Annotated in this window: 17 protein-coding genes; 12 read left to right on the top strand and 5 right to left on the bottom strand. The window is 73.2% G+C overall.

Annotation, left to right across the window (positions count from 1 at the left end):
• From ACERMF_RS14940 to miaA, 4 genes are all read left to right on the top strand, one after another.
• The coding region (locus ACERMF_RS14940; protein WP_373669920.1) for a hypothetical protein at positions 1–336 on the top strand (336 nt) is incomplete at its 5' end.
• A gap of 110 nt (positions 337–446) precedes the next feature.
• Entirely contained in the window at positions 447–1,946 is a 1,500-nt protein-coding gene (gene miaB, locus ACERMF_RS14945; protein ID WP_373669921.1) for a tRNA (N6-isopentenyl adenosine(37)-C2)-methylthiotransferase MiaB, read from the top strand.
• 14 nt (positions 1,947–1,960) lie between these two features.
• A complete protein-coding gene (locus ACERMF_RS14950; RefSeq protein WP_373669922.1) occupies positions 1,961–2,671 on the top strand; it encodes a hypothetical protein in 711 nt (236 codons plus the stop codon).
• Positions 2,668–3,591 carry a tRNA (adenosine(37)-N6)-dimethylallyltransferase MiaA gene (gene miaA, locus ACERMF_RS14955; protein ID WP_373669923.1) on the top strand — a complete coding sequence of 308 codons (924 nt, stop codon included), beginning with the start codon at positions 2,668–2,670 and terminating at the stop codon, positions 3,589–3,591. The genes ACERMF_RS14950 and miaA overlap by 4 nt, the downstream gene beginning before the upstream one ends.
• Before the next feature lie 19 nt (positions 3,592–3,610).
• Here miaA and ACERMF_RS14960 read toward each other — a convergent pair whose 3' ends face one another.
• On the bottom strand, positions 3,611–6,223 hold the full coding sequence (locus ACERMF_RS14960; RefSeq protein ID WP_373669924.1) for a penicillin acylase family protein: 2,613 nt from the start codon (positions 6,221–6,223) through the stop codon (positions 3,611–3,613).
• Positions 6,224–6,364: 141 nt separating this feature from the next.
• On the opposite strand from ACERMF_RS14960, the gene dapF reads away from it, so the two are divergent.
• The 3 genes from dapF to ACERMF_RS14975 are packed head-to-tail and all read left to right on the top strand — an operon-like array spanning position 6,365 to position 10,424.
• Positions 6,365–7,279, top strand: coding sequence for a diaminopimelate epimerase (gene dapF / locus ACERMF_RS14965; RefSeq protein ID WP_373669925.1), 915 nt, complete (start codon positions 6,365–6,367; stop codon positions 7,277–7,279).
• A 35-nt stretch (positions 7,280–7,314) separates the two neighbouring features.
• A complete protein-coding gene (gene hflX, locus ACERMF_RS14970) occupies positions 7,315–8,820 on the top strand; it encodes a GTPase HflX (RefSeq protein WP_373669926.1) in 1,506 nt (501 codons plus the stop codon).
• Positions 8,821–8,828: 8 nt separating this feature from the next.
• Positions 8,829–10,424 (top strand): GGDEF domain-containing protein, encoded by a 1,596-nt coding sequence (locus ACERMF_RS14975; RefSeq protein WP_373669927.1) that lies wholly within the window; start codon positions 8,829–8,831, stop codon positions 10,422–10,424.
• Between the two features lie 48 nt (positions 10,425–10,472).
• On the opposite strand, the gene ACERMF_RS14980 is transcribed toward ACERMF_RS14975, so the two are convergent.
• Positions 10,473–10,841, bottom strand: a complete 369-nt coding sequence (locus ACERMF_RS14980) for a hypothetical protein (RefSeq protein ID WP_373669928.1) — start codon at positions 10,839–10,841, stop codon at positions 10,473–10,475.
• 130 nt (positions 10,842–10,971) lie between these two features.
• Here ACERMF_RS14980 and lexA point away from each other — a divergent pair, with 130 nt between their 5' ends.
• A complete protein-coding gene (gene lexA, locus ACERMF_RS14985; RefSeq protein ID WP_373670074.1) occupies positions 10,972–11,733 on the top strand; it encodes a transcriptional repressor LexA in 762 nt (253 codons plus the stop codon).
• A 30-nt stretch (positions 11,734–11,763) separates the two neighbouring features.
• Here the strand turns inward: lexA and ACERMF_RS14990 are convergent, their stop codons facing one another.
• A complete protein-coding gene (locus tag ACERMF_RS14990; protein ID WP_373669929.1) occupies positions 11,764–13,023 on the bottom strand; it encodes a hypothetical protein in 1,260 nt (419 codons plus the stop codon).
• A 109-nt stretch (positions 13,024–13,132) separates the two neighbouring features.
• A complete protein-coding gene (gene nrdR, locus ACERMF_RS14995; protein ID WP_373669930.1) occupies positions 13,133–13,609 on the bottom strand; it encodes a transcriptional regulator NrdR in 477 nt (158 codons plus the stop codon).
• A gap of 128 nt (positions 13,610–13,737) precedes the next feature.
• Here nrdR and ACERMF_RS15000 point away from each other — a divergent pair, with 128 nt between their 5' ends.
• Genes ACERMF_RS15000 through ACERMF_RS15010 form a run of 3 tightly spaced genes read left to right on the top strand, consistent with a single transcriptional unit; the run spans position 13,738 to position 16,575 of the window.
• On the top strand, positions 13,738–14,616 hold the full coding sequence (locus ACERMF_RS15000; protein WP_373669931.1) for a hypothetical protein: 879 nt from the start codon (positions 13,738–13,740) through the stop codon (positions 14,614–14,616).
• Positions 14,613–15,740, top strand: coding sequence for a M20 family metallopeptidase (locus ACERMF_RS15005; RefSeq protein ID WP_373669932.1), 1,128 nt, complete (start codon positions 14,613–14,615; stop codon positions 15,738–15,740). Before ACERMF_RS15000 ends, ACERMF_RS15005 begins: the two co-directional genes overlap by 4 nt.
• 4 nt (positions 15,741–15,744) lie before the next feature.
• Positions 15,745–16,575, top strand: a complete 831-nt coding sequence (locus ACERMF_RS15010) for a putative RNA methyltransferase (RefSeq protein ID WP_373669933.1) — start codon at positions 15,745–15,747, stop codon at positions 16,573–16,575.
• A 20-nt stretch (positions 16,576–16,595) separates the two neighbouring features.
• On the opposite strand, the gene ACERMF_RS15015 is transcribed toward ACERMF_RS15010, so the two are convergent.
• Positions 16,596–17,480, bottom strand: coding sequence for a GNAT family N-acetyltransferase (locus tag ACERMF_RS15015; RefSeq protein WP_373669934.1), 885 nt, complete (start codon positions 17,478–17,480; stop codon positions 16,596–16,598).
• 145 nt (positions 17,481–17,625) lie between these two features.
• On the opposite strand from ACERMF_RS15015, the gene ACERMF_RS15020 reads away from it, so the two are divergent.
• Positions 17,626–19,017, top strand: a complete 1,392-nt coding sequence (locus tag ACERMF_RS15020; protein ID WP_373669935.1) for an amidase — start codon at positions 17,626–17,628, stop codon at positions 19,015–19,017.
• Positions 19,018–19,024: the final 7 nt, after the last annotated feature.

The following is a 19,024-nucleotide window of genomic DNA, read 5'->3' on the forward strand; positions in this document are numbered from 1 at the left end:
CTTGCGCCGTCGTGCTGGATGGGAAACGAGGAGGCACCGGTGAACGTCGCGCAGGCGTGGGTGATCGTGGGCGTCCCCGTGCTCGCGGTGGTCCTGGGGCTGTTCACCGGCCAATCCCAGAAGCGGGCCTGGTTCGGCTTCGGGCTGCTCGCCGCGCTCGTGGTGTTCTTCGTCACGGTCCCCGGTGACGTCATCTCCGCGGCACTGCTCGGCATCCTGCTGGTCGCCTTCGTCGCCACCGGGCGCGGCACGCACCACGACGACGCGGTCGCCGAGCACCACGAGAACCGCAAGCGGCTCACGACCGTCCGTGAGGGCGGCGACGGCGGTCCCTGAACGCCCCCGGCTCGCTTCGGGCAGCCGCGTAGGGCACCATCCGCGTCCGAGCACGTCGGGGCGACCAGAAGCCGACGTGCACTCGTTGCCACCTCGACGTCGAGGACGCCGTGCCCCGCAGCTACTTCATCCGCACGTTCGGCTGCCAGATGAACGAGCACGACTCCGGTCGTGCCGCCGGCATGCTGGAGACGCTCGGATTTCGACGTGCCGGTGACGAGAGCAGCGCTGATCTCGTGCTGCTCAACACCTGCGCCGTGCGCGAGAACGCGGACAACCGCCTCTACGGCACGCTCGGACATCTCAAGGGGCTCAAGGACGAACGCCACCGGGAGGGACGCGACCTGACCATCGTGGTCGGCGGCTGCCTCGCGCAGAAGGACGGCCAGACGGTCGCCGAGAAGGCGCCCTGGGTCGACGTCGTCTACGGCACCCACAACCTGCCGGACCTGCCGCAGCTGCTGGCGCAGGCGGACTCCGCCGCGATTCCCGTCGTCGAGCTCGTCGAGCAGCTCGAGACCTTCCCGTCGGCCCTGCCGGCCAAGCGTTCGGTGCGTCACCACGCCTGGGTCTCCATCGCGGTCGGCTGCAACAACAGCTGCACGTTCTGCATCGTGCCCAGCCTGCGCGGCCCGGAACGCTCCCGCCGGATCGGCGAGATCGTCGACGAGGTGCAGACCCTCGTCGCCGACGACGTGGTCGAGGTGACGCTGCTGGGTCAGAACGTCAACTCCTACGGTCGCGACCTCGCCGGCGCGTCGCAGTTCGCGCAGCTGCTCCGCGAACTCGGGGAGGTGGAAGGGCTCGAACGCGTGCGGTTCACCTCGCCGCATCCGCGCGACTTCAGCGACGAGGTCCTGCACGCGATGGCCGAGACGCCCAACGTCTGCCAGCACCTGCACCTGCCGCTGCAGTCCGGCTCCGACCGGGTCCTGCGTCGCATGCGGCGCTCCTACCGGACCCGTCGTTATCTGGCCCTGGTCGACAAGACCCGCGCGCTGATGCCCGACGCGGCGCTGACGACCGACATCATCGTCGGCTTCCCCGGCGAGACCGACGAGGACTTCCAGGCGACCCTCGACGTCGTGGACGCGGTCGGCTTCGACCAGGCGTTCACGTTCCAGTACTCACCGCGTCCTGGCACGCCGGCTGCGCACATGGCCGACGAGTTCGTCCCCGCCGAGGTGGTCCGCGAGCGCTACGGCCGTCTCGAGGCGCTGACCCGCGCCCAGTCGCTCGCCGCACATCAGCGGCTGCTCGGCACGACCCAGGAACTGCTGGTCGAGGCGCCGTCGAAGACCGACCCGGCGCGCTGGTCGGGACGCACCCGCGGCAACCACCTGGTCCACTTCACGGCCCCCGCCACCGAACCAGGCGACGAGCCGGCGTTCGCACCCGGCGACCTGGTCGCCGTCGAGGTGGCCCAGGCAACCTCGAACTACGCGATCGCCGGTGAAGCCGACCTCGTCCGGCGCACCGCGGCGGGCCGCGCCGCCGGCGCGGCCATCGCCCGCGGCGAGAGCCACACGATGCCCGCCGACGCCCGGCCGACCCCCGGTGCCGCGGGCTTGCAGCTGCCGGTGCTGACCAGCACACCGGCTGCCGGGTGACGATCGCGGCCCGCGTGGCCCTGCCGACCACCTCCGAGCTGTTCACCGGCACCGGGACCGCGAACGCCCGTGCCCTCCGGGACGCCGTCGACGGCGCGCTCGCATCGCTGCCGGACACGGACTCCTTCGTGCTGCTCGCCGCCGGTGACGAGGGGCTCGTCCACGACGCCTCGGGAGCGGTGGTCGCCCCCGACGGCGTACCGCCGCTGCGCGCCGAGCTGCACCACGACGAGACCCTGCTCGGCGCACTCGCCTCGCGGGGGCAGATACCCCGGGTACGCAACGACTGGCTCCACGGCAGCCTGGCCGCTCTCGCCCTGCTGGTGCACGCCGTCCAGCCCCGGGCAGGCGTGCAGTCGATCACGCTGCCACGGGCGGCCGGGTGGCAGGCCCTCGAGGCGACCGCCGCCGGCATCGTCGGCGCCGCGCGCGCCACCGACCGCCGCATCGTACTCGTGGCCGCCGGCGACCTCGCGGCGGTCGGGGACGAGCCCACCCGGGCCGCGGCCTGGGACGAGGCCGCCGTTGCGGCCGTGCGGACCGGGGACACCGAGACGCTCGCCGGCCTCGGGCCGTCGGCCGCCGCCGCCTGCCAGGCGGCGGGCTGGGCGCCGTTGACCGTCCTGATCAGCGCGTTCGGCGCCAACCGGCCCTTCACCTCGCTCGACTACCGCGTGGTCGAGGGCACCGGCCGGCTCGTCGCCCACGGCGAGCCGACGGCGTGAACGCGGCCGCTCCCGGCCCTGAGGTCCTGGCCATCGTCGGTCCCACGGCCAGCGGCAAATCCTCACTGGCGCTCGACGTCGCTCGAGGCCGCAACGTCGCCGGCAGGCTGACCGAACTGGTGGCCATCGACGCGTTCACGGTGTATCGAGGCATGGACATCGGCACCGCCAAGCCGTCCATCGCGGAGCGCGCCGAGGTCCCCCACCACGGCATCGACCTGTGCGCTCCGTCGCAGGAGGTCACCGTCGCCTGGTTCCAGGCCGAGGTCCGCGCCCTGATCGACGGCGTGCTCGACCGCGGGGCGACACCGCTGCTGGTCGGCGGATCGGGGCTGTACTTCCGGGCCGTCGTCGACGACCTGCGCTTCCCACCCACCGATCCAGCGGTCCGCGCACGCCTGGAGCACACGTGGTGGGAGCGGCCGGCCGCCGCGCACACCCACCTGCAGCGGCTGGACCCCGTGGCGGCCGCACGCATCGAGCCGGGCAACGTCCGTCGCACCGTGCGGGCACTGGAGGTCATCGAGCTGACCGGCGAGCCGTTCTCCGCCTTCGCCGACGCCTGGACCCGCTACGCGTCCGTCTTCCCCGGCCTGCGGGTCGCCTACCTCGAGCCCCCGACCCAGCTGCTCCGTGACCGCATCGAGCAGCGGGCGCGGGCCATGGTCGAGGCGGGGCTGCTCGACGAGGTCGCCACGTTGCGGGCGGCCCCTGCCGGACTGTCCGCCACCGCCGCGAAGGCGATCGGGTACGCCGAGGCGGCGGCGGTGCTCGACGGTGAGGCGCCCCCCGACCGGCTCGCGGAGACGATCGCGAAGCGCACCTGGGGCTATGCGAAACGCCAGCGCAGCTGGTTCCGCGCGGACCCGCGCTGCACGCCGACCGACCCGGCCGCCGTCCTCGCCGACTGGGCTCCGTGACGCTCGACGCCGGCCCGGCTCAGTCGCCGGGGTCGAGGACCAGGGTGTGCTCGGTGGCAGCGTCGACGGCGTCGGCCGAGAACGGCAGTGGCAGGGTCTCGCCGTCGCGCCACCGCTCGGCCTGGTCGCGGTAGTGGCGGTGGAACGGGCGGCCGGACTGGCCGGTGAGATGGATCCAGCGGCCGGCGTCGAAGTCGCTGCCGTCGACCACGTAGCGCAGCGAGGGGACCCAGTTCACCTCGTAGCCCTCGGCGGCGTTCCAGCCGGTGGCGTTGACGATCGACACCCCGCCCGAGGTCTCCAGCGGCCCACGGTTGAACAGTCGCTCGATCGGGGCGACACCGGACTCGCCGAAGGTCTGGTGGGTGAGGTGCAGCACGTGCATCTCGCCCCAGCGCCAGTCGGCGGGGTCGTCGCCGAAGCGCTCGACCGTCTCGGCATGGGCGTCGGTCAGGGCCGCGGCCAGGATGTCGTCGCGGGTCTCGACCTCGTCGGTGGCGAGGTCGTCCCACCAGGGGGAGTCGGGCTGGTCGGCGAGGTGCCGGACCACCTCCCACCAGCGTGACCCACCGGTCGGCCAGGCCCACTCGGGCAGCTCGTCGTGGAAGGTGTGCCGCAACAGGTTGGCCCAGAAGGCGTTGAAGATCGCGCCGCCCGAGCTGTCGGCGTCGTCCTGCAGGTCCCAGTCGCGCAGGACCCCCTGCGCCTGGGCGACCTCGTCGTCGACGTCGAGGTCGAGCAGATAGGGCCGCAGGAACGCGGCATTGGCGTTGTGGTTGTCCAGCATGACCTCGAGCAGGTCGGCCTGTGTCAGGCCGCTGCGGTCACCGATGAGTTCGTTGATCCGATGAGCGCGGTAGCCGGCGTCGGCGTCCCTGGTCAGAAACGGTGCGACGCCCTCGGGCAGGACCGGCTGGTTGGCGGTGATGATGGCGCCGGCCGGCGGGTCGAACGTGAACGGCAGCTCGTCGTGGTCGAGGTAGCGGTCCCAGGTGTGCTCGCCGGTCCAACCCGGTACGGGCACGGTGCCGTCGCCCTGCGGGCGCACCGGGATGCGCCCCGGTGCCTGGTAGCCGATGTGGCCGTCGACATCGGCGTACACCAGGTTCTGGCTCGGCACGTCAAACCGTGCGGCGGCGTCGCGGAACTCGGCGAAGTCGCCGGCGCCCATGATGCCCGCGACGGCGTCCATGGTCGTGCCCGGCTCCAACGCCGTCCAGCGCAGGCTGACGGCGAACTCGACGTCCGCGTCCGCGTCCGTCCCCGCGGCACCCTGGGGCCCGGCGGCGATCTCGCGGCCGCCCTCGGCGATGTCGGAGAACAGCGGACCGTTGCGGGTCGAGCGGATGGTGAGCGCGACGTCGTCCCCACCGGCGACGCGCAGCGTGTCCTCGATCACCTCGAGGTCCTGCCAGCCGTCCTCGGTCAGGTAGCGGTCACCGTCGAGCTGCTCGACATAGAGGTCGGCGACGTCGGGACCGAGATTGGTCAAGCCCCACGCGATGCGGGCGTTCTGGCCGATGACGATGCCCGGGACGCCGGCGAAGGAGAAGCCCGCCACCTGCCAGGGGCAGTCGTCGGTCACCTCGGCGCACCGCAAGCCGACCTGGTACCACAGCGACGGCTGTGACGGACCGAGGTGGGGGTCGTTGGCCAGGAGGGCCCCGCCGGTTGCCGAGCGCTCGGGCGCGATCACCCACGAGTTCGAACCGATGCCGTCGCCCGTGCCGTCGCCCAGCGACTGCGGCGCGGCCAGCAGTGCCTCCTGCGCCCGGGCGAGGGCCGTCTCCATCGCGGCCGCTCCGGCGGCCTGCGCATCCTCGTCGGTGTTCCCGTCGCCGACGTTCGAGGCGTCCGACGCGTCAGACGCGTCGGAGGCGCCCGCGGTGGCGTCGGCAGGCGCGAAGGCATCGGCCGCGGCGAGATCCTGTTCGTCGAGGATGGTCTCGTGGCGCCCGTGGGGGAAATCGGGGTACAGCTCCGCCCAGTCGCGTCCCTCGCCGAGGTCGACGGTCTGCAGCCGGCCCCGCAGGAGCTCGTCCTCGAGGTTGGAGCGCAGGTCCCAGGCCATCGCCTTGAGCCAGGCGACCGAATCGGCCGGCGTCCAGGGCTCGGGCTCGTAGCCACGGGCGCCGGCGAGCGGGAGCAGCCCGTGCTCGAGCGACAGGGCGCTGCCCCGTTTGTCGCCGACCCAGGCGTTGACCCCTTCGGCGTAGGCCTCCAGCATCGCGATCGTCTCGGGAGCGAGCAGTTGGAGTTCCTGTTCGGCGACGCGGCGCCAGCCGAGGGTGCGCACGAACCGATCGGTCTCGAGCTGCGAGGTCCCGAACAGCTCGGCGATGCGTCCGGCCGTGACGTGCCGACGGAAGTCCATCTCCCAGTACCGGTCCTGCGCGTGCACGAATCCCTGCGCACGGAACAGGTCCGTGCTGGTCCGCGCGACGATCGTCGGGATGCCGTGGGCGTCGCGGCGGACCTCGACCGGCCCATCCAGCCCGGCGAAGGCGACCTCCCCGTCGAGCTGTGGGAAGGATCGCCGCACCATCCAGGTGCCGGTGACGGCGACCGCGATCAGCGACAGCACGATCACCCCCACCAGGCCGAGCAGCACCCGCTTGCCCCAACGTCGCACCGCACGCCCTCCTCCGGGGCGGGGATGCGTGGTCGGCGCGCCGACGCCAAGGTCCCGCCGGACCGGCAGCGGGCGCAGTCAAGCAGTGCGGAAGGCCAGGGCAGGGCTGTCGCGGCGAGAACGTGCGCGTACGCTGGCCCGATGCAGTTCACCAAGGCGCATGGGACCGGGAACGACTTCGTCGTGCTGAGCGATCCGCACGACGAACTCGACGTGTCCGCCTCGCTGGTGCGGGCGTTGTGCGACCGGCGCAAGGGCGTCGGCGCCGACGGCGTGATCCGCATCGGCGGGGTCACCGATCCGGCCGACGGTGACGTGTTCATGGACTACCGCAACGGTGACGGGTCGGTCGTGGAGATGTGCGGCAACGGCGTGCGCGTCACCGCCAAGCACGCCGTCGACCACGGCCTCGCGACCCCCCGCCCCGACGGCACGATCATGGTCGGCACCCGTTCCGGTCCCCGACCGGTGCGGATCGTCGCGCGCCACCCCGACGGCAGGGTCGCCGAGGTCGAGGTCGACATGGGACCGCCGGTGTTCAGCGCGCACGAGGTCCCGTTCGAGCCCGAGGCGGCCGCGGTCGCCGCCGACGGCAGCGACCGCTACACGGTCACGGTCGAGGATCACTCCCTCGACGTCGCCGTGTTGTCCATGGGCAACCCGCACGCGGTCACCCGGGTGGACGACGTCCGCGCGGCGCCCGTCCTCACGCTGGGCCCGAGCGTCGAGACCCACGCCGCCTTCCCCGCCAAGACCAACGTCGAGTTCGCCCAGGTGGTCGACCGCGGTCGGGTACGCCTGCGGGTGTGGGAACGCGGGGTCGGCGAGACCGCCGCCTGCGGGACCGGCGCCTGCGCCACCGTGGTCGCGCTGCAGCGCGACGGCGATGTGGACGAGGAGGTGGCGGTCGAGCTGCCAGGCGGCACACTGACGGTGCGGTGGCGCCCCGGCGGCCCCGTGATGATGACCGGGCCGGCCGTCGAGGTCGGCCACGGCACGCTCGACGAAGCCTGGCTGCGGATGGCGCAGACCGGCGAGATGGAGACCTCACCCTGAGTTCCGACGACTACTTCCCGCTCGACGACGACGCGGTGCTGGACGACCGTGTCGACGGTTTCGGAATCGACGACGAACCCTCGCCCGAGGACCTGCGCCTGGGTGACGGGACCGTCCTGACGGCGGACGAACTCAGCCGCGCCGAGGAGCGTCGCCGCCGCCGCGACGTCATCGAGGAGGGCGCGCCGCGGGAGGGCGTCGACATCATCCGCCGCGTCGAGGCGGCCGTGATCGTGGGCGTGCAGCTGCCCGGACGCACGACCGCCGACGTCGACGCCTCCCTCGACGAGCTCGCCGCCCTGCTCGACACCGCCGGGGCCGAGGTGGTCGAGCGGGTGGTCCAGCGCCTCGACAGCCCGCAGTCGTCGACCTACATCGGCGCCGGCAAGGTGGCCGAGCTTCGTGAACTGGTCGCGGCCCACGGCGCGGACGCGGTGGTCTTCGACGACGAGCTGACCCCTGCGCAGCAGCGCACGCTCGAGGAGAAGATCAAGCAGAAGGTGCTCGACCGCACGATCGTGATCCTCGACATCTTCGCCCAGCACGCGACCTCGCGCGAGGGCAAGGCCCAGGTCGAGCTCGCCCAGCTGAGCTACCTGCTGCCGCGCCTGCGTGGGTGGGGGACGGCGCTGTCGCGCCAGGCCGGTGGCCGGACGGCGGGCGGTGCCGGTATCGGTGGTCGTGGTCCCGGTGAGACCCAGCTCGAGGTCGACCGCCGGCGGATCATGCGCCGCATCTCCAAGCTGCGTCGCGACCTCAAGGACTATGCCCGGATCCGCGAGACCAAGTCGGCGGAGCGCGACCGCAACCAGGTCCGTGTCGCGGCGCTGGTGGGCTACACCAATGCCGGCAAGTCGTCGCTGCTCAACGCGCTCACCGGTGCCGACGTGCTGGTCGAGAACCGTCTGTTCGCCACGCTGGACGCCACCGTGCGACGGCTGCCGCTGGACGACGGACGCGACGTCGTCATGACCGACACGGTCGGGTTCGTGCGCAAGCTGCCGCACGGGCTGGTCGAGTCGTTCAAGTCCACGCTCGAGGAGTCGGCCAGCGCCGACCTGCTGCTGCACGTCGTCGACGCGTCGCATCCCGAGGCAGAGGCGCACATCGTGGCGGTGCACGAGGTCCTCGAGGAGATCGGCGCGGACGCCGTCCCCGAACAGATCGTGCTCAACAAGGTGGACCGGGCCGACCCGGCGACCGTCGAGGCGCTCGCCCGCCGGGTGCAGGTCGAGCTCGACGCCGACCCGGTGTTGGTGTCGGCGCACACGGGCGCGGGCCTCGACGAACTCGTCGAGCGCATCCGTGTGCGGATTCCGGGGCAACGCCTGCGAATCACGGCGCACATCCCGTACGCGCGGCAAGATCTGGTCGCCTTGGCGCACCGCAGCGGGCAGGTGGTCAAGGAGGCGCACGGGGACAAGGGGACCGAGTTGGTGGCGGATCTGGACGCCGACGTGGCGCGCCGGCTGCGGCCCTACCTCGACGTCGACGTGTTCGCCGACGAGATCGAGGCCTGGGAGCAGGAGGCGGGCAGCTGACCGAGGACGTGCTCACCCGCGACGGCGGCGTCGAACTGGCGGCACGCCTGCGGGCACTGGCGCTCGCGGGACGCCGGCTCGGCCGCAGCGAGCACGAGGACGAGGTCTACGACCTCGCGGTCGACGTCGCCGTCCGCAGCCTCTACGCCGACGCGGCGTCGCTGTCGCGGTTCGACCGCGCCGAGGGCGTGGCGCGCACGCTCCGCAACCACGGTGACCTCGCCGGCTGGGAACAGCCGCGCCCCCTGGACGAGACCTACCGCCTGGAGGGCGTCCGTGGGCTGGTCGCCGTGCTGCTGCAGGGGCGATCCTGGCTGGGCACGGTCGACGATCCCGAGCTGCCCGACGTCGACCGTGACCTGCTGCGCTCGCTGGACAAGCACGCGGCGCTGTCGGTCCCGGTGTTCGTCGGCGGCGAGGTCTGGGGCGACCTCTACGTCACCCGCCGGCGCGGCCGCCCGCCGTTCGGCGAGCTCGAGCTGGTCCTGGCCCAGACCCTGGCCGGCCTGGTCGGTGCGGCGCTGCGTCACCTCAAGGATCGGGCCGTCCTGCACGAGCTCGCCTACCGCGACCGCCTCACCGGCCTGGCCAACCGTCGCGCCGTCGACGAGCGGCTGGAAGCGATCTTCGCTGCCGAGACGCTGCGCGCACCCGTGGCGATCGTGCTCGGCGATGTCAACGAGCTCAAGCAGGTCAACGACGAGCGCGGCCACAGCGAGGGCGACCGTCTCCTTCGTGACGTCGCCGCCATCCTGACCACCGAGATCTCGCACCATCCCGGCGGCCTCGCCGCCCGTATCGGCGGCGACGAGTTCTGCCTCGTGCTCGAAGGCGTCGACGAGGAGGAGGTCCGCCGCATCACCCAGCGCGTGCGGGCGGCCACCGGCGAGCTACCCACCGGCGGCGGTCTCGCCTGCGGGTACGCCATCGTGGACCGCCGGCCCGGCGGGGCACCGACCGCGGCCGCCGCCACCCGTGCACTGCTTCGCCTGGCCGATGCGATGCAGTACCGCGAGAAGCGTCAGGCGCGGGCCTTCCGCGACGGACGCGTCGCCGAACTGCCGGTGCTCGCGCCCCGCTACGAGACCGGCGCCACGGAGCGTGCGATCGGCCGGCAGGTGGCCGCCGCGGCCCTGCAGGCGATGCAGTCGGCGCCCGACGACGCCGAGCACCGCCTGTCCGCACTCGCCGCCAGTGTCGCCGCCTCGCTCGGAGCGGCGTCCTGGTGGGTCTCGCGCAGCCAGGGTGACGCGCTCGAGATCTGCCGAGGCGAGTACCTGCGGCGCGGAGACAGCGGACCGGGCCACCAGCCGGTGGTCGTCGGCGACCGCTATCTGCTGGCCGACTACCCGGCGTCCGCCGACGCCCTCCGTGGCGCGGCGTTCTACGCCACGATCGAGGACGGCGAGATCAGCGAGCGCCAGTTCCTCGCCGCCAACGGCTACGTGGCCATCCTCGGGACGGGCGTGACCCGCAACGGCGTCGGCTGGCTGGTCGAGATCTGCGCCGACGCTCTCACGCAGCCGCTCGCGCCCCACGAGGGCCTGATGCTGACGTTGACGCTGCTGGCCGGTGGCAGCGACCCCGCCGACGCCGTCACCTGAGCGACGCGGGGGCGGGCGGCCGGCCCCGCAGCCGGCTGGGCCTGGCGGTCAGCGAGCCGGGAGCAGGACCACGGTCCAGGCCTCGACCTGCGAGGAGTCGAAGCCGTTCAGCCGGACCAGATCGTCGAGGTGGCGGCGGGTGTCCACGCCTTCGGGGGCGGTCGCGGCGGCCACCTCCCACAGGCTCTCACCCGGCTGCACGACCACGTGGCCCGCGACCTTGTCGGCCAGTTCCGCCTCGGCCCCGACACGTCCGATCGCCACGGTGAGCGCGAACGCGATCAGGACCAGCCCCAACACCGCGACCGCCCGCCGACGCCACAGCACGGCCGTGCTGGGGCGACGCACCACGCGATCCGCGTGACGCGGCGTGACGCCCTGGCTGCGGGCGACGTCCGTCAGGGTCAGGGTGCTCATCGTGGGACTCCTCGGGTGCTGGGGCTGCGAGCCGTTCGGCCGTGTGGCGAACCTACGAAGGTGGTGTGACATGCCCGCCGCCGCGGTGATCGAACGGGTGTTCTGTTCCAGTGAAGCGAACGCGTGTTCGGTGGTCAAGCGGATTTCCGAACGGGTGTTCGCATCCGGCGCGCGTTCGTGTTACGGTCACCATCGTCCGAACGCCCGTTCGCTTCGGTGCCTTACGAGGAGTTCGCCCGTGACCGAGCAACCGCGCGACATCAGCACCCTCACGGCGCGTCAGCGCGCCATCCTCGAGGTGATCCACGCCCACGTCGACGCCCACGGCTACCCGCCGTCGGTGCGCGAGATCGGCGACGCGGTCGGGCTGAAGTCGACGTCGTCGGTCCACGCCCAGCTCGAGACGCTCGAGACCAAGGGGTACCTGCGCCGCGATCCGACCAAGCCGCGGGCGTTGGAGATGGGGCGCGATCCGCAGACCTCGCTCGAGATGCGGCCCGGCAGTTCGCGCAACGTGCCGCTGGTCGGCGAGATCGCGGCCGGTGGCCCCATCCTGGCCGAGGAACGCGTCGACGCCATGTACGCCCTGCCGAAGGAGCTCGTCGGAGACGGGCAGCTGTTCATGCTCCGGGTGCGTGGTGAGTCGATGATCGACGCCGGTGTGCTCGACGGCGACCTGGTCGTGGTGCGCGAACAGCCGACGGTCGAGCAGGGCGAGATGTGTGCGGCGCTGATCGACGGCGAGGCGACCGTGAAGTTCTTCCGGCGTACCCGGGCGGGTGAGGTGTACCTCGATCCCGCCAACGAGGCGTACGAGCCGATCCCGGTCACGCCGGGCCAGGACGCCTCGATCATGGGCAAGGTCGTCACCGTGATGCGCTCGGTCCGCTGACCGGCGCGCCTGGTCCGGAGCCGCGGTCGGTCAGGAACGCTCGGCGCGATCGCTGCCGGGGGCGATGAGCCGGCCGACGTAGATCACCTGCGCCGTCAGGGCGACGAAGCCGGCCGTGGCGAGGTAGAAGCCGGTCGGCAGGGGCAGTGCGGTCGGGATGATCGCGCCGACGACCCACGCCAGGGCGAACAGCGTCTCGGAGCGGGTGAAGGCCAGGCCGCGCCGCTCCTCGCCGACGCTGCCCTGGAGCAGGCCGTCGAACGCGAGCTTGGCGGTGCCCCAGGCGAAGCCGGCCGACAGCGCGAGGAAGGCCCCGGTGGCGAGTCCGAACAGCTGCCCGGCGAGGAAGGCGGCCGCGGCCTCGAGCGCGAGTGCCGCCACGACCATCGGTTCCTCGCGCAGACGCTGCTCGAGGTAGGGCGCGGCCAGCGAGGCCAGGGCGAAGCCGAGCCCACCGGCACCGATCAGGGCGCCGAAGTCCAGCAGCGCCGCCTCCTGCTCGTGGAAGGCGAACGCGAGCAGCAGCAGCAGGAAGCCGTTGAGCCCCCGCACGACGGCGGTGGTGAGCTGGGCCGCTCGGACCGAGGCAGGCAGGTGGACGCGCAGCAACATGCGCAGCTCCCGGCGGTCGGGCGCCGCCGCTGGTGGCGTCCGGGGTGCGGGATCGGGGAGTCGGCGGCCGAGCCAGGCGGTCACGGCCGCCGCCACCGCGGCGAGCACCATCGCGGCCACCGTCCCACCGAGCCACAGTGCGCCGGCACCGACCGGGGCGACGGCCACGCCGGCCAGGGCCCCGATCCAGGCCAGCCGACCGTTCGCCGCCACGAGCGCATGCGGCGAGTCCAGCGCGATGGGCAACAGCGAATGGCGCACGATGGCATGGACGCGCGACAGGAGCAGAAGCCCGAAGGCGGCGGGGAACAGCCACCAGCCCCCGGGGCGTACGGCGATCAGCAGCGCGAGCAGGCACCGCCCGACGGCCGCGCCGACCAGGGCTGCCCGAAGCGCCAACGGCGAGCGGCGCAGGAGGCGACCGAGCACCGGTCCGATGACTGCGAACGGCGCCACCGTCAGGACCAGGTAGAGCGCGACGTTGGCACGCGCTTCGGTCGACGGGACGCCGAAGAACAGGGTGCCGGCCAGGCCGATGGCCACCAGCGTGTCGTGCGAGGTGCTCGCGACCTGCACCAGCGCGAGGTCGCGGAAACCGGTCCCGCCCGTCTCGAACAGGCGGCGGATCCGCTCACGGAGGCCGCCGCCCCGGCCGCGGCCCCGCACCCCCCGGTTCACGACGCCGGCCGACGCGTCGGGATCGGCGACACGACGCGGCTCCTTCCGGGCACGGGCGGCCGACTCTAATCGCCGCCGCTGTGCCCGCGGGTGGCCGGCACGGCGCGGATCAGACCCGGTCCGGCGCCTTCGGCGGTGCGTCCTTGCGCAACGTGAGCAGCGCCTCCTCGAAGTCCTCGGGCCCCTGGAAGTCCTTGTAGACCGAGGCGAAGCGGACGTAGGCGACGTCGTCGAGCTCGTGCAGCTGGGCCAGGACCTTGAGGCCGACCTGCTCGGAGGTCACGGCGCGGGCGCCCCCGGCGCGCAGGGACTGTTCGACCCGGGCGGCGGCCCGCTCGAGGTCCTCCTGCGACACGCGCCCCTTGGCGGCACGGGCCATGCCGTCGAGGACCTTCTGGCGCGAGAAGGGGGTCACGGCACCGGAACGCTTGTGCACGTTCAGTTCCGGCAGCTCGACGCGTTCGAACGTGGTGAACCGGGTCCCGCACACCCGGCATTCGCGACGACGCCGGATGGCGGCGCCGTCGGGCGTCGGACGCGAGTCGACGACCTTGTCGTCATCGACGCCGCATTCGGGACAGCGCACGGGAAGGTCGTTTCCTGCTCGGGTAGCGGGACGGTACGGCCTGTCGCGGTCGTGGCCGAGCATCCGCGTCACGCCGGGCGCACGCGGAGGCCCGTGGCCGGTCGCGCGCCGTTGACTAGGGTCGCGTCATGAGCGATCCACTCCGCCCCGAAGACGACACCCCGGTGCCGGTCGGGCCACCCGCCCTCGGCATGACGCTGGCCCCGCAGGCGGAGCTCGTCGACGGCTGGCTGGCCCGTGACCTCGAGGTACCGACGGGGCTGGACGGCCCGGCCGGGATCCTGCAGGGTGGCTTCGCCGCCGGCCTGGCCATCGACGCCGCCCGCGCCGCGGACCGCTTCGGCGCCCCGCTGACCAGCGTCGACGCGAAGCTGTTCGCGCCGACGCCCCTCGGGAAGACGCTGCAGGTGCGGGTGCGGCCCACCGAGACCACGGCGACCTACGAGGTCGAGACCCGCGACGGCGACCAGGTGCTGGTCGCCGCGACGGTCGAGTTGGCCGGCCACGACGACGCGCCGCGTGTGTACGACCTGATCGAGCTCGCCCACGTACCGGTACCGCCGGGCCGTTCCGAGTCGCCGTTCCCGCACTGCTTCGTGTGCGGCGCCGATCCCCAGCACCCGCACGGCCAGCGGCTGCTGCCCGCCTGGGCCGGCGAGGGACAGATCAGCATCCCGTGGGTGTGCGACGAGGAGCTCGCTGACGAGCAGGGATTCATCGACCCGCTGTTGGTCGCGGCGGTGCTGGACTGCCCGACCGTGTGGTCCGCCTGGCACGCGGTCGAGGCCAACGGCTGGGAGGGCGCGCTGCTGGCCCACTACCACGTGCGCTTCTTCGGCGACGCGCCCGCGATGGATCCCCTGCGCACGGTCGCCCGCTTCGACGGCGTCGACGGCCGCGAGGTCCGGGCCCGCGGGGCGCTCATCGACGAGGACGGCGTCGTCTATGCCATGTCCTCGGCGCTGCACATCGGCGTCGCACGGCTTCCTGCGCCGCCGGCGGCATGACCACGGACCTGCGCGCCGCCATGCGGGACCGGCAGGCCGGCATGCTCGACGACCTCGCCGTCCTGGTCGGCACCGAGTCGCCCTCGGACGACCTGGTCGCCACCGCACGCTGCGCGCAGGTCGTCGCCGACCTCGGCCGCCGCCTGCTCGGCGCGTCTCCGCAGACGCTCACTGCGCAGGGCCGCACCCACCTGGCATGGCGGTTCGGGACCCCGAGGGTGCTGCTGCTCGGCCATTTCGACACGGTCTGGCCCATCGGCACGCTCGCCCGCTGGCCCTTCGAGGTGCGCGACGGCATGGCGACCGGACCGGGCGTGTTCGACATGAAGGCGGGCATCGTGGCCGGCTTCCACGCGCTCGCGGCGCTGGACGACCTCGACGGCGTCGCCGTCCTGCTGACCTCCGACGAGGAGATCGGCTCGGACACCTCGCGAGCGATCATCGAGGACACCGCGCGCGGGCTCGACGCCGTGCTCGTCCTCGAACCCAGCGCCGCCGGTGCGGTGAAGGTGGGACGCAAGGGCGCATCGAACTACGAGCTCGCGATCCGGGGACGCGCGGCCCATGCCGGGCTCGAGCCGGAGAACGGCATCAACGCGCTGGTCGAACTGGCCCACCAGGTGCTCGCACTGCAACGGTTGGCCCGCCCCCACGAGGGCACCACGGTGACCCCGACGGTCGCTTCCGCCGGTACGGGCACCAACGTCGTGCCCGAGCTCGCGCGGGTCGCCGTCGACGTGCGGGTCGCCACCGTCGCGGAGCAGGCCCGCGTCGACGCCGCCATCCGGACCACCGCAGCCGTGCTGCCCGGGGCCCGGCTGAGCGTCGGGGGCGGACCGAACCGCCCTCCGCTGGCCGAGGAGATGAGTCGGCCGCTGTACGAGCGTCTCGTCCGCGTCGCCACGACGCTCGGACTGGACCCGCCCGGTGCGGCGCACGTCGGCGGCGCCTCCGACGGCAACTTCACCGCCGCGCTCGGCGTGCCGACGCTCGATGGCCTCGGGGCCGTCGGCGACGGTGCCCACGCCGAGGGCGAACACGTCGAGGTGGCGTCGCTGCCCGAGCGGGCCGCGGTGGTCGCGGCCCTGACCGACGAGTTGCGGCGCGGTGGCAGCCGGCGGTGAGGCGTTGAGCCGCGAAGACGTCGCGGTGCTGCGGTGTCCGCACTGCGGCCAGGCGCTCGCCCGGGACGAACGCGTGTGGCGGTGCCTGTCCGGGCACAGTTTCGACGTCGCCAGGCAGGGCTACGTGAACCTGCTCGCCGGCGCGAAGACACCCGGCGGTGACACGGTTCCGATGGTCGAGGCCCGCGAACGGGTGCTGTCGGCGGGGCATCTCGACGTGGTGACCGCGTCGCTGACGGCCGCCTGCGACGACCTTCCCGCCGGGATCCTGGTCGACGTCGGCGCCGGCACCGCACATCACCTCGTCCGGTTGCGTCGGGCGTTGGGGGAGCGACGTGCCGTCGCGATCGACGTCTCGGTGCCTGCGGCCAGGCGTGCGGCGCGCGCCGACCCCGAGGCCACGACCGTCGTTGTCGCCGACGTGTGGCGCCCCTGGCCCCTGATGGACAGCGTCGCCGCGGCCGTGCTGGTCGTGTTCGCTCCGCGCAACGCCGCCGAGGCCGCGCGCGTGCTCGTGCCGCGTGGCCGGCTGGTCGTGGTGACGCCCGCGGATGAGCACCTCGCCGAACTGCGGGAACGGCTCGGCCTGCTGGCCATCGAACCGGGCAAGGACGAGCGGCTCCGCGCCGAACTGGCCCCTCACCTCGACCACCTCGACACCCGTGAGATCCGCACACAGGTCCACGTCGACCGGGCCGACGCGGCCGCGTTGGCCACCATGGGCCCGACCGGGCACCACCTCGACGCCGCGCAACTGCAGGAGCGGGCCGCCGCGCTCGCGGCGACGACGACCGTGACGGTCGCCGTGCGCGTGCATCGTTTCGTGCGCCGGTGACGCCGGTGCCCGGCGCCCCCTCAGGTGTCGCGGCGCTCCACCAGGACCCGTCGGCCGTGCGCGCCGGTGTCGTCGGACCACTCGTCGACGACCTCGAGGCGGCCGTCCCCACGTCGCTGGAGGCGTGCCCGCCCGCGGCCGACGACCTCGACCCCGCCGGTGTGGCGTTCCTCGGTGTGCACGAACCGGTAGCGGAACACGTCGTCGACCAGGATCCCGGCCAGCTCGCCGTCGGTCATCCGGTGTGCGTGGTAACGCGCGATCGCCCGACGTCCCTCCTGCAGGAACTTGAACTCGAGCCCGTGACCTCGGGGCCCCTCGATGGTCTGGTCGACCTCGAACCACAGCCCGTGCAGGTCGTAACCGCGCCCGGCGAGCCGGTGACGGCCGCCCTCCCAGTCCCCACGTGTGAGCGCGTAGCCCCACTCGTTGGCGGCCGGACCGTCGGGCGTGGCGCGGTAGGAGTCGCGGTAGCGGGCCTCCATCCGGAAGCCGGCGGCGTTGAAGGCGCGCTGCATCGGCACGTTGTGCTCGTGGGCACGGCCGTGCAGCCGCAAGAGGTGGGGATTGGCCTGGAAATGGTGGTCGGCGAGCTGGCGCAGCACCTCACGACCGACGCCCTTGCCGCGCAACTGCGGGGCGATGCGGATCGACATCCGCGCGTCCTCGCCGTCGAGGCCGGTGACGAGGGTGAAGCCGCCGGGTGTGCCGTCGACCACGATCGCCCAGCCCCAGCGGTCGTCGGACGCCCACACGCCCTCGTCCAGTTCGGCCGCGAGCTTCTCGACGTCCCAGCCGTAGCCGCGCGCGAGCGCCGACGCGGTCGCGCGATCCACCTCGACGATCCACTCGGCGTCGTCGGAGACGAGCACGCGGAGATGGACCTCCGGTCGGTCGGCAGCCACGAAACGCCCCTCGTCGTCGACCCGGCACCGCCGTGCACTGACGGTGCAGAACGTACACGTACCACGTCGCGCGAGCCGATGGGAGGACGCTTACGGTGGGTGCCCCCAGGCGCACGACGCGTCACGCCGACCCGCTGGACGAGCCATGCCGACCGAAGACCCGGGCCGCGCGCACGTCGGCGCCACGGCCATCGAGATGGCGGCGGCCATCCACGATGGGAGGGTCCGCGCCCGGGACCTGGTCGCCGCGCACCTCGATCACCTGGCCGACGTCGAACCGCAGCTGGGCGCGTTCGTGTCGGTCCGTCGAGACCTTGCGCTCGATGAGGCCGACGCGCTCGACGCCCGCGCCGACCTCGACGACCTTCCGCTGGCCGGCGTCCCCGTCGCCATCAAGGACGTCGCGCACCTCGCCGGTGAGCCGAGCCGCTTCGGCTCGCGAGCGTCCTCGGCCGAGCCGGCGCCAGAGGACGAAGCGGTGGTGGCCCGCATCCGGGCGGCCGGCGGGATCCCGATCGGCAAGACCCGGGTTCCGGAGCTGTCGCTGTGGGGCACCTCCGACGACCGTGACGGCACCGCGGTCAGCCCGTGGGACCCGTCGCGGACCGCGGGCGGTTCTTCGGGTGGGTCGGCGGCGGCGGTCGCCGCCGGTGTGGTTCCGCTGGCGCTGGGCTCCGACACGTTCGGCTCGGTGCGCATCCCGGCGGCCGCCTGTGGCGTGTTCGGTCTCAAGCCGGGGCGGCCCCTTGCACCAGTCGAGGTGGCCGGCGAGCGTCACGGCTTCGGCATGAGTCGGTACGGGCCCCTGGCGACCACCGTGGCCGACGCTGCCCTGCTCTTCGACGTCGTGGCGGGCACCGACCACCTCCGGGTTCCGACCACCGAGGCGCGCCCGCTGCACGTCGCCGTGTCCTGGGCTCCGCCCGCGCCCGGTGTGGTCATCGGCCGTCAGTGGATCGAGGCGGCGATCGAGGCCGGGCGGCTGTTGCGCTCCGTCGGCCACGCCGTCGGCCACGCCGACCCGGCGTACGAGCCCGGTACGGTCCCCGCCGTCCTGAGCCGGTGGGCCGGCGCCGCCGCCCGCGACGTCGAGCTGTTGCGGCTCGAGGAGGCGGCGCTGCAATCGCGAACCCGAACTCACGTCGCGCTCGGCCGGATGCTTCTCGAGCGCGACGCCGTCAAGGACGCGCAGGCCGAGCGCTGGCAGGATCGTCTCGCGGAGCTGTTCGACACCTACGACGTGCTCGTGCTCCCCACGCTCGCCCGTGACCCGCTGTCGGCTCGGACCTGGCACACGGCAGGCTGGGCGATGAACGCCGTCGCCAACCTCACGGCGTACCCGCTCACGGCGGCCTTCAACCTCGCCGACGTGCCGGCGGCGGCGGTGCCGCTGTGGCACCACAACGGTCGGCCGCTGTCGGTGCAGGTCGTCGCCGCCAACGGCCGTGAGGACCTGGTCCTGGCCGTGGCGGCCGAACTGCAGCGGTTGCGTCCCTGGACGCGCCACGCGCCCGGGTGGGGCGTGCCGGCCTCGTAGTCGAGGT

Origin of the sequence: Egicoccus sp. AB-alg6-2, from assembly GCF_041821025.1 — a bacterium.
GTDB lineage: Bacteria > Actinomycetota > Nitriliruptoria > Nitriliruptorales > Nitriliruptoraceae > Egicoccus.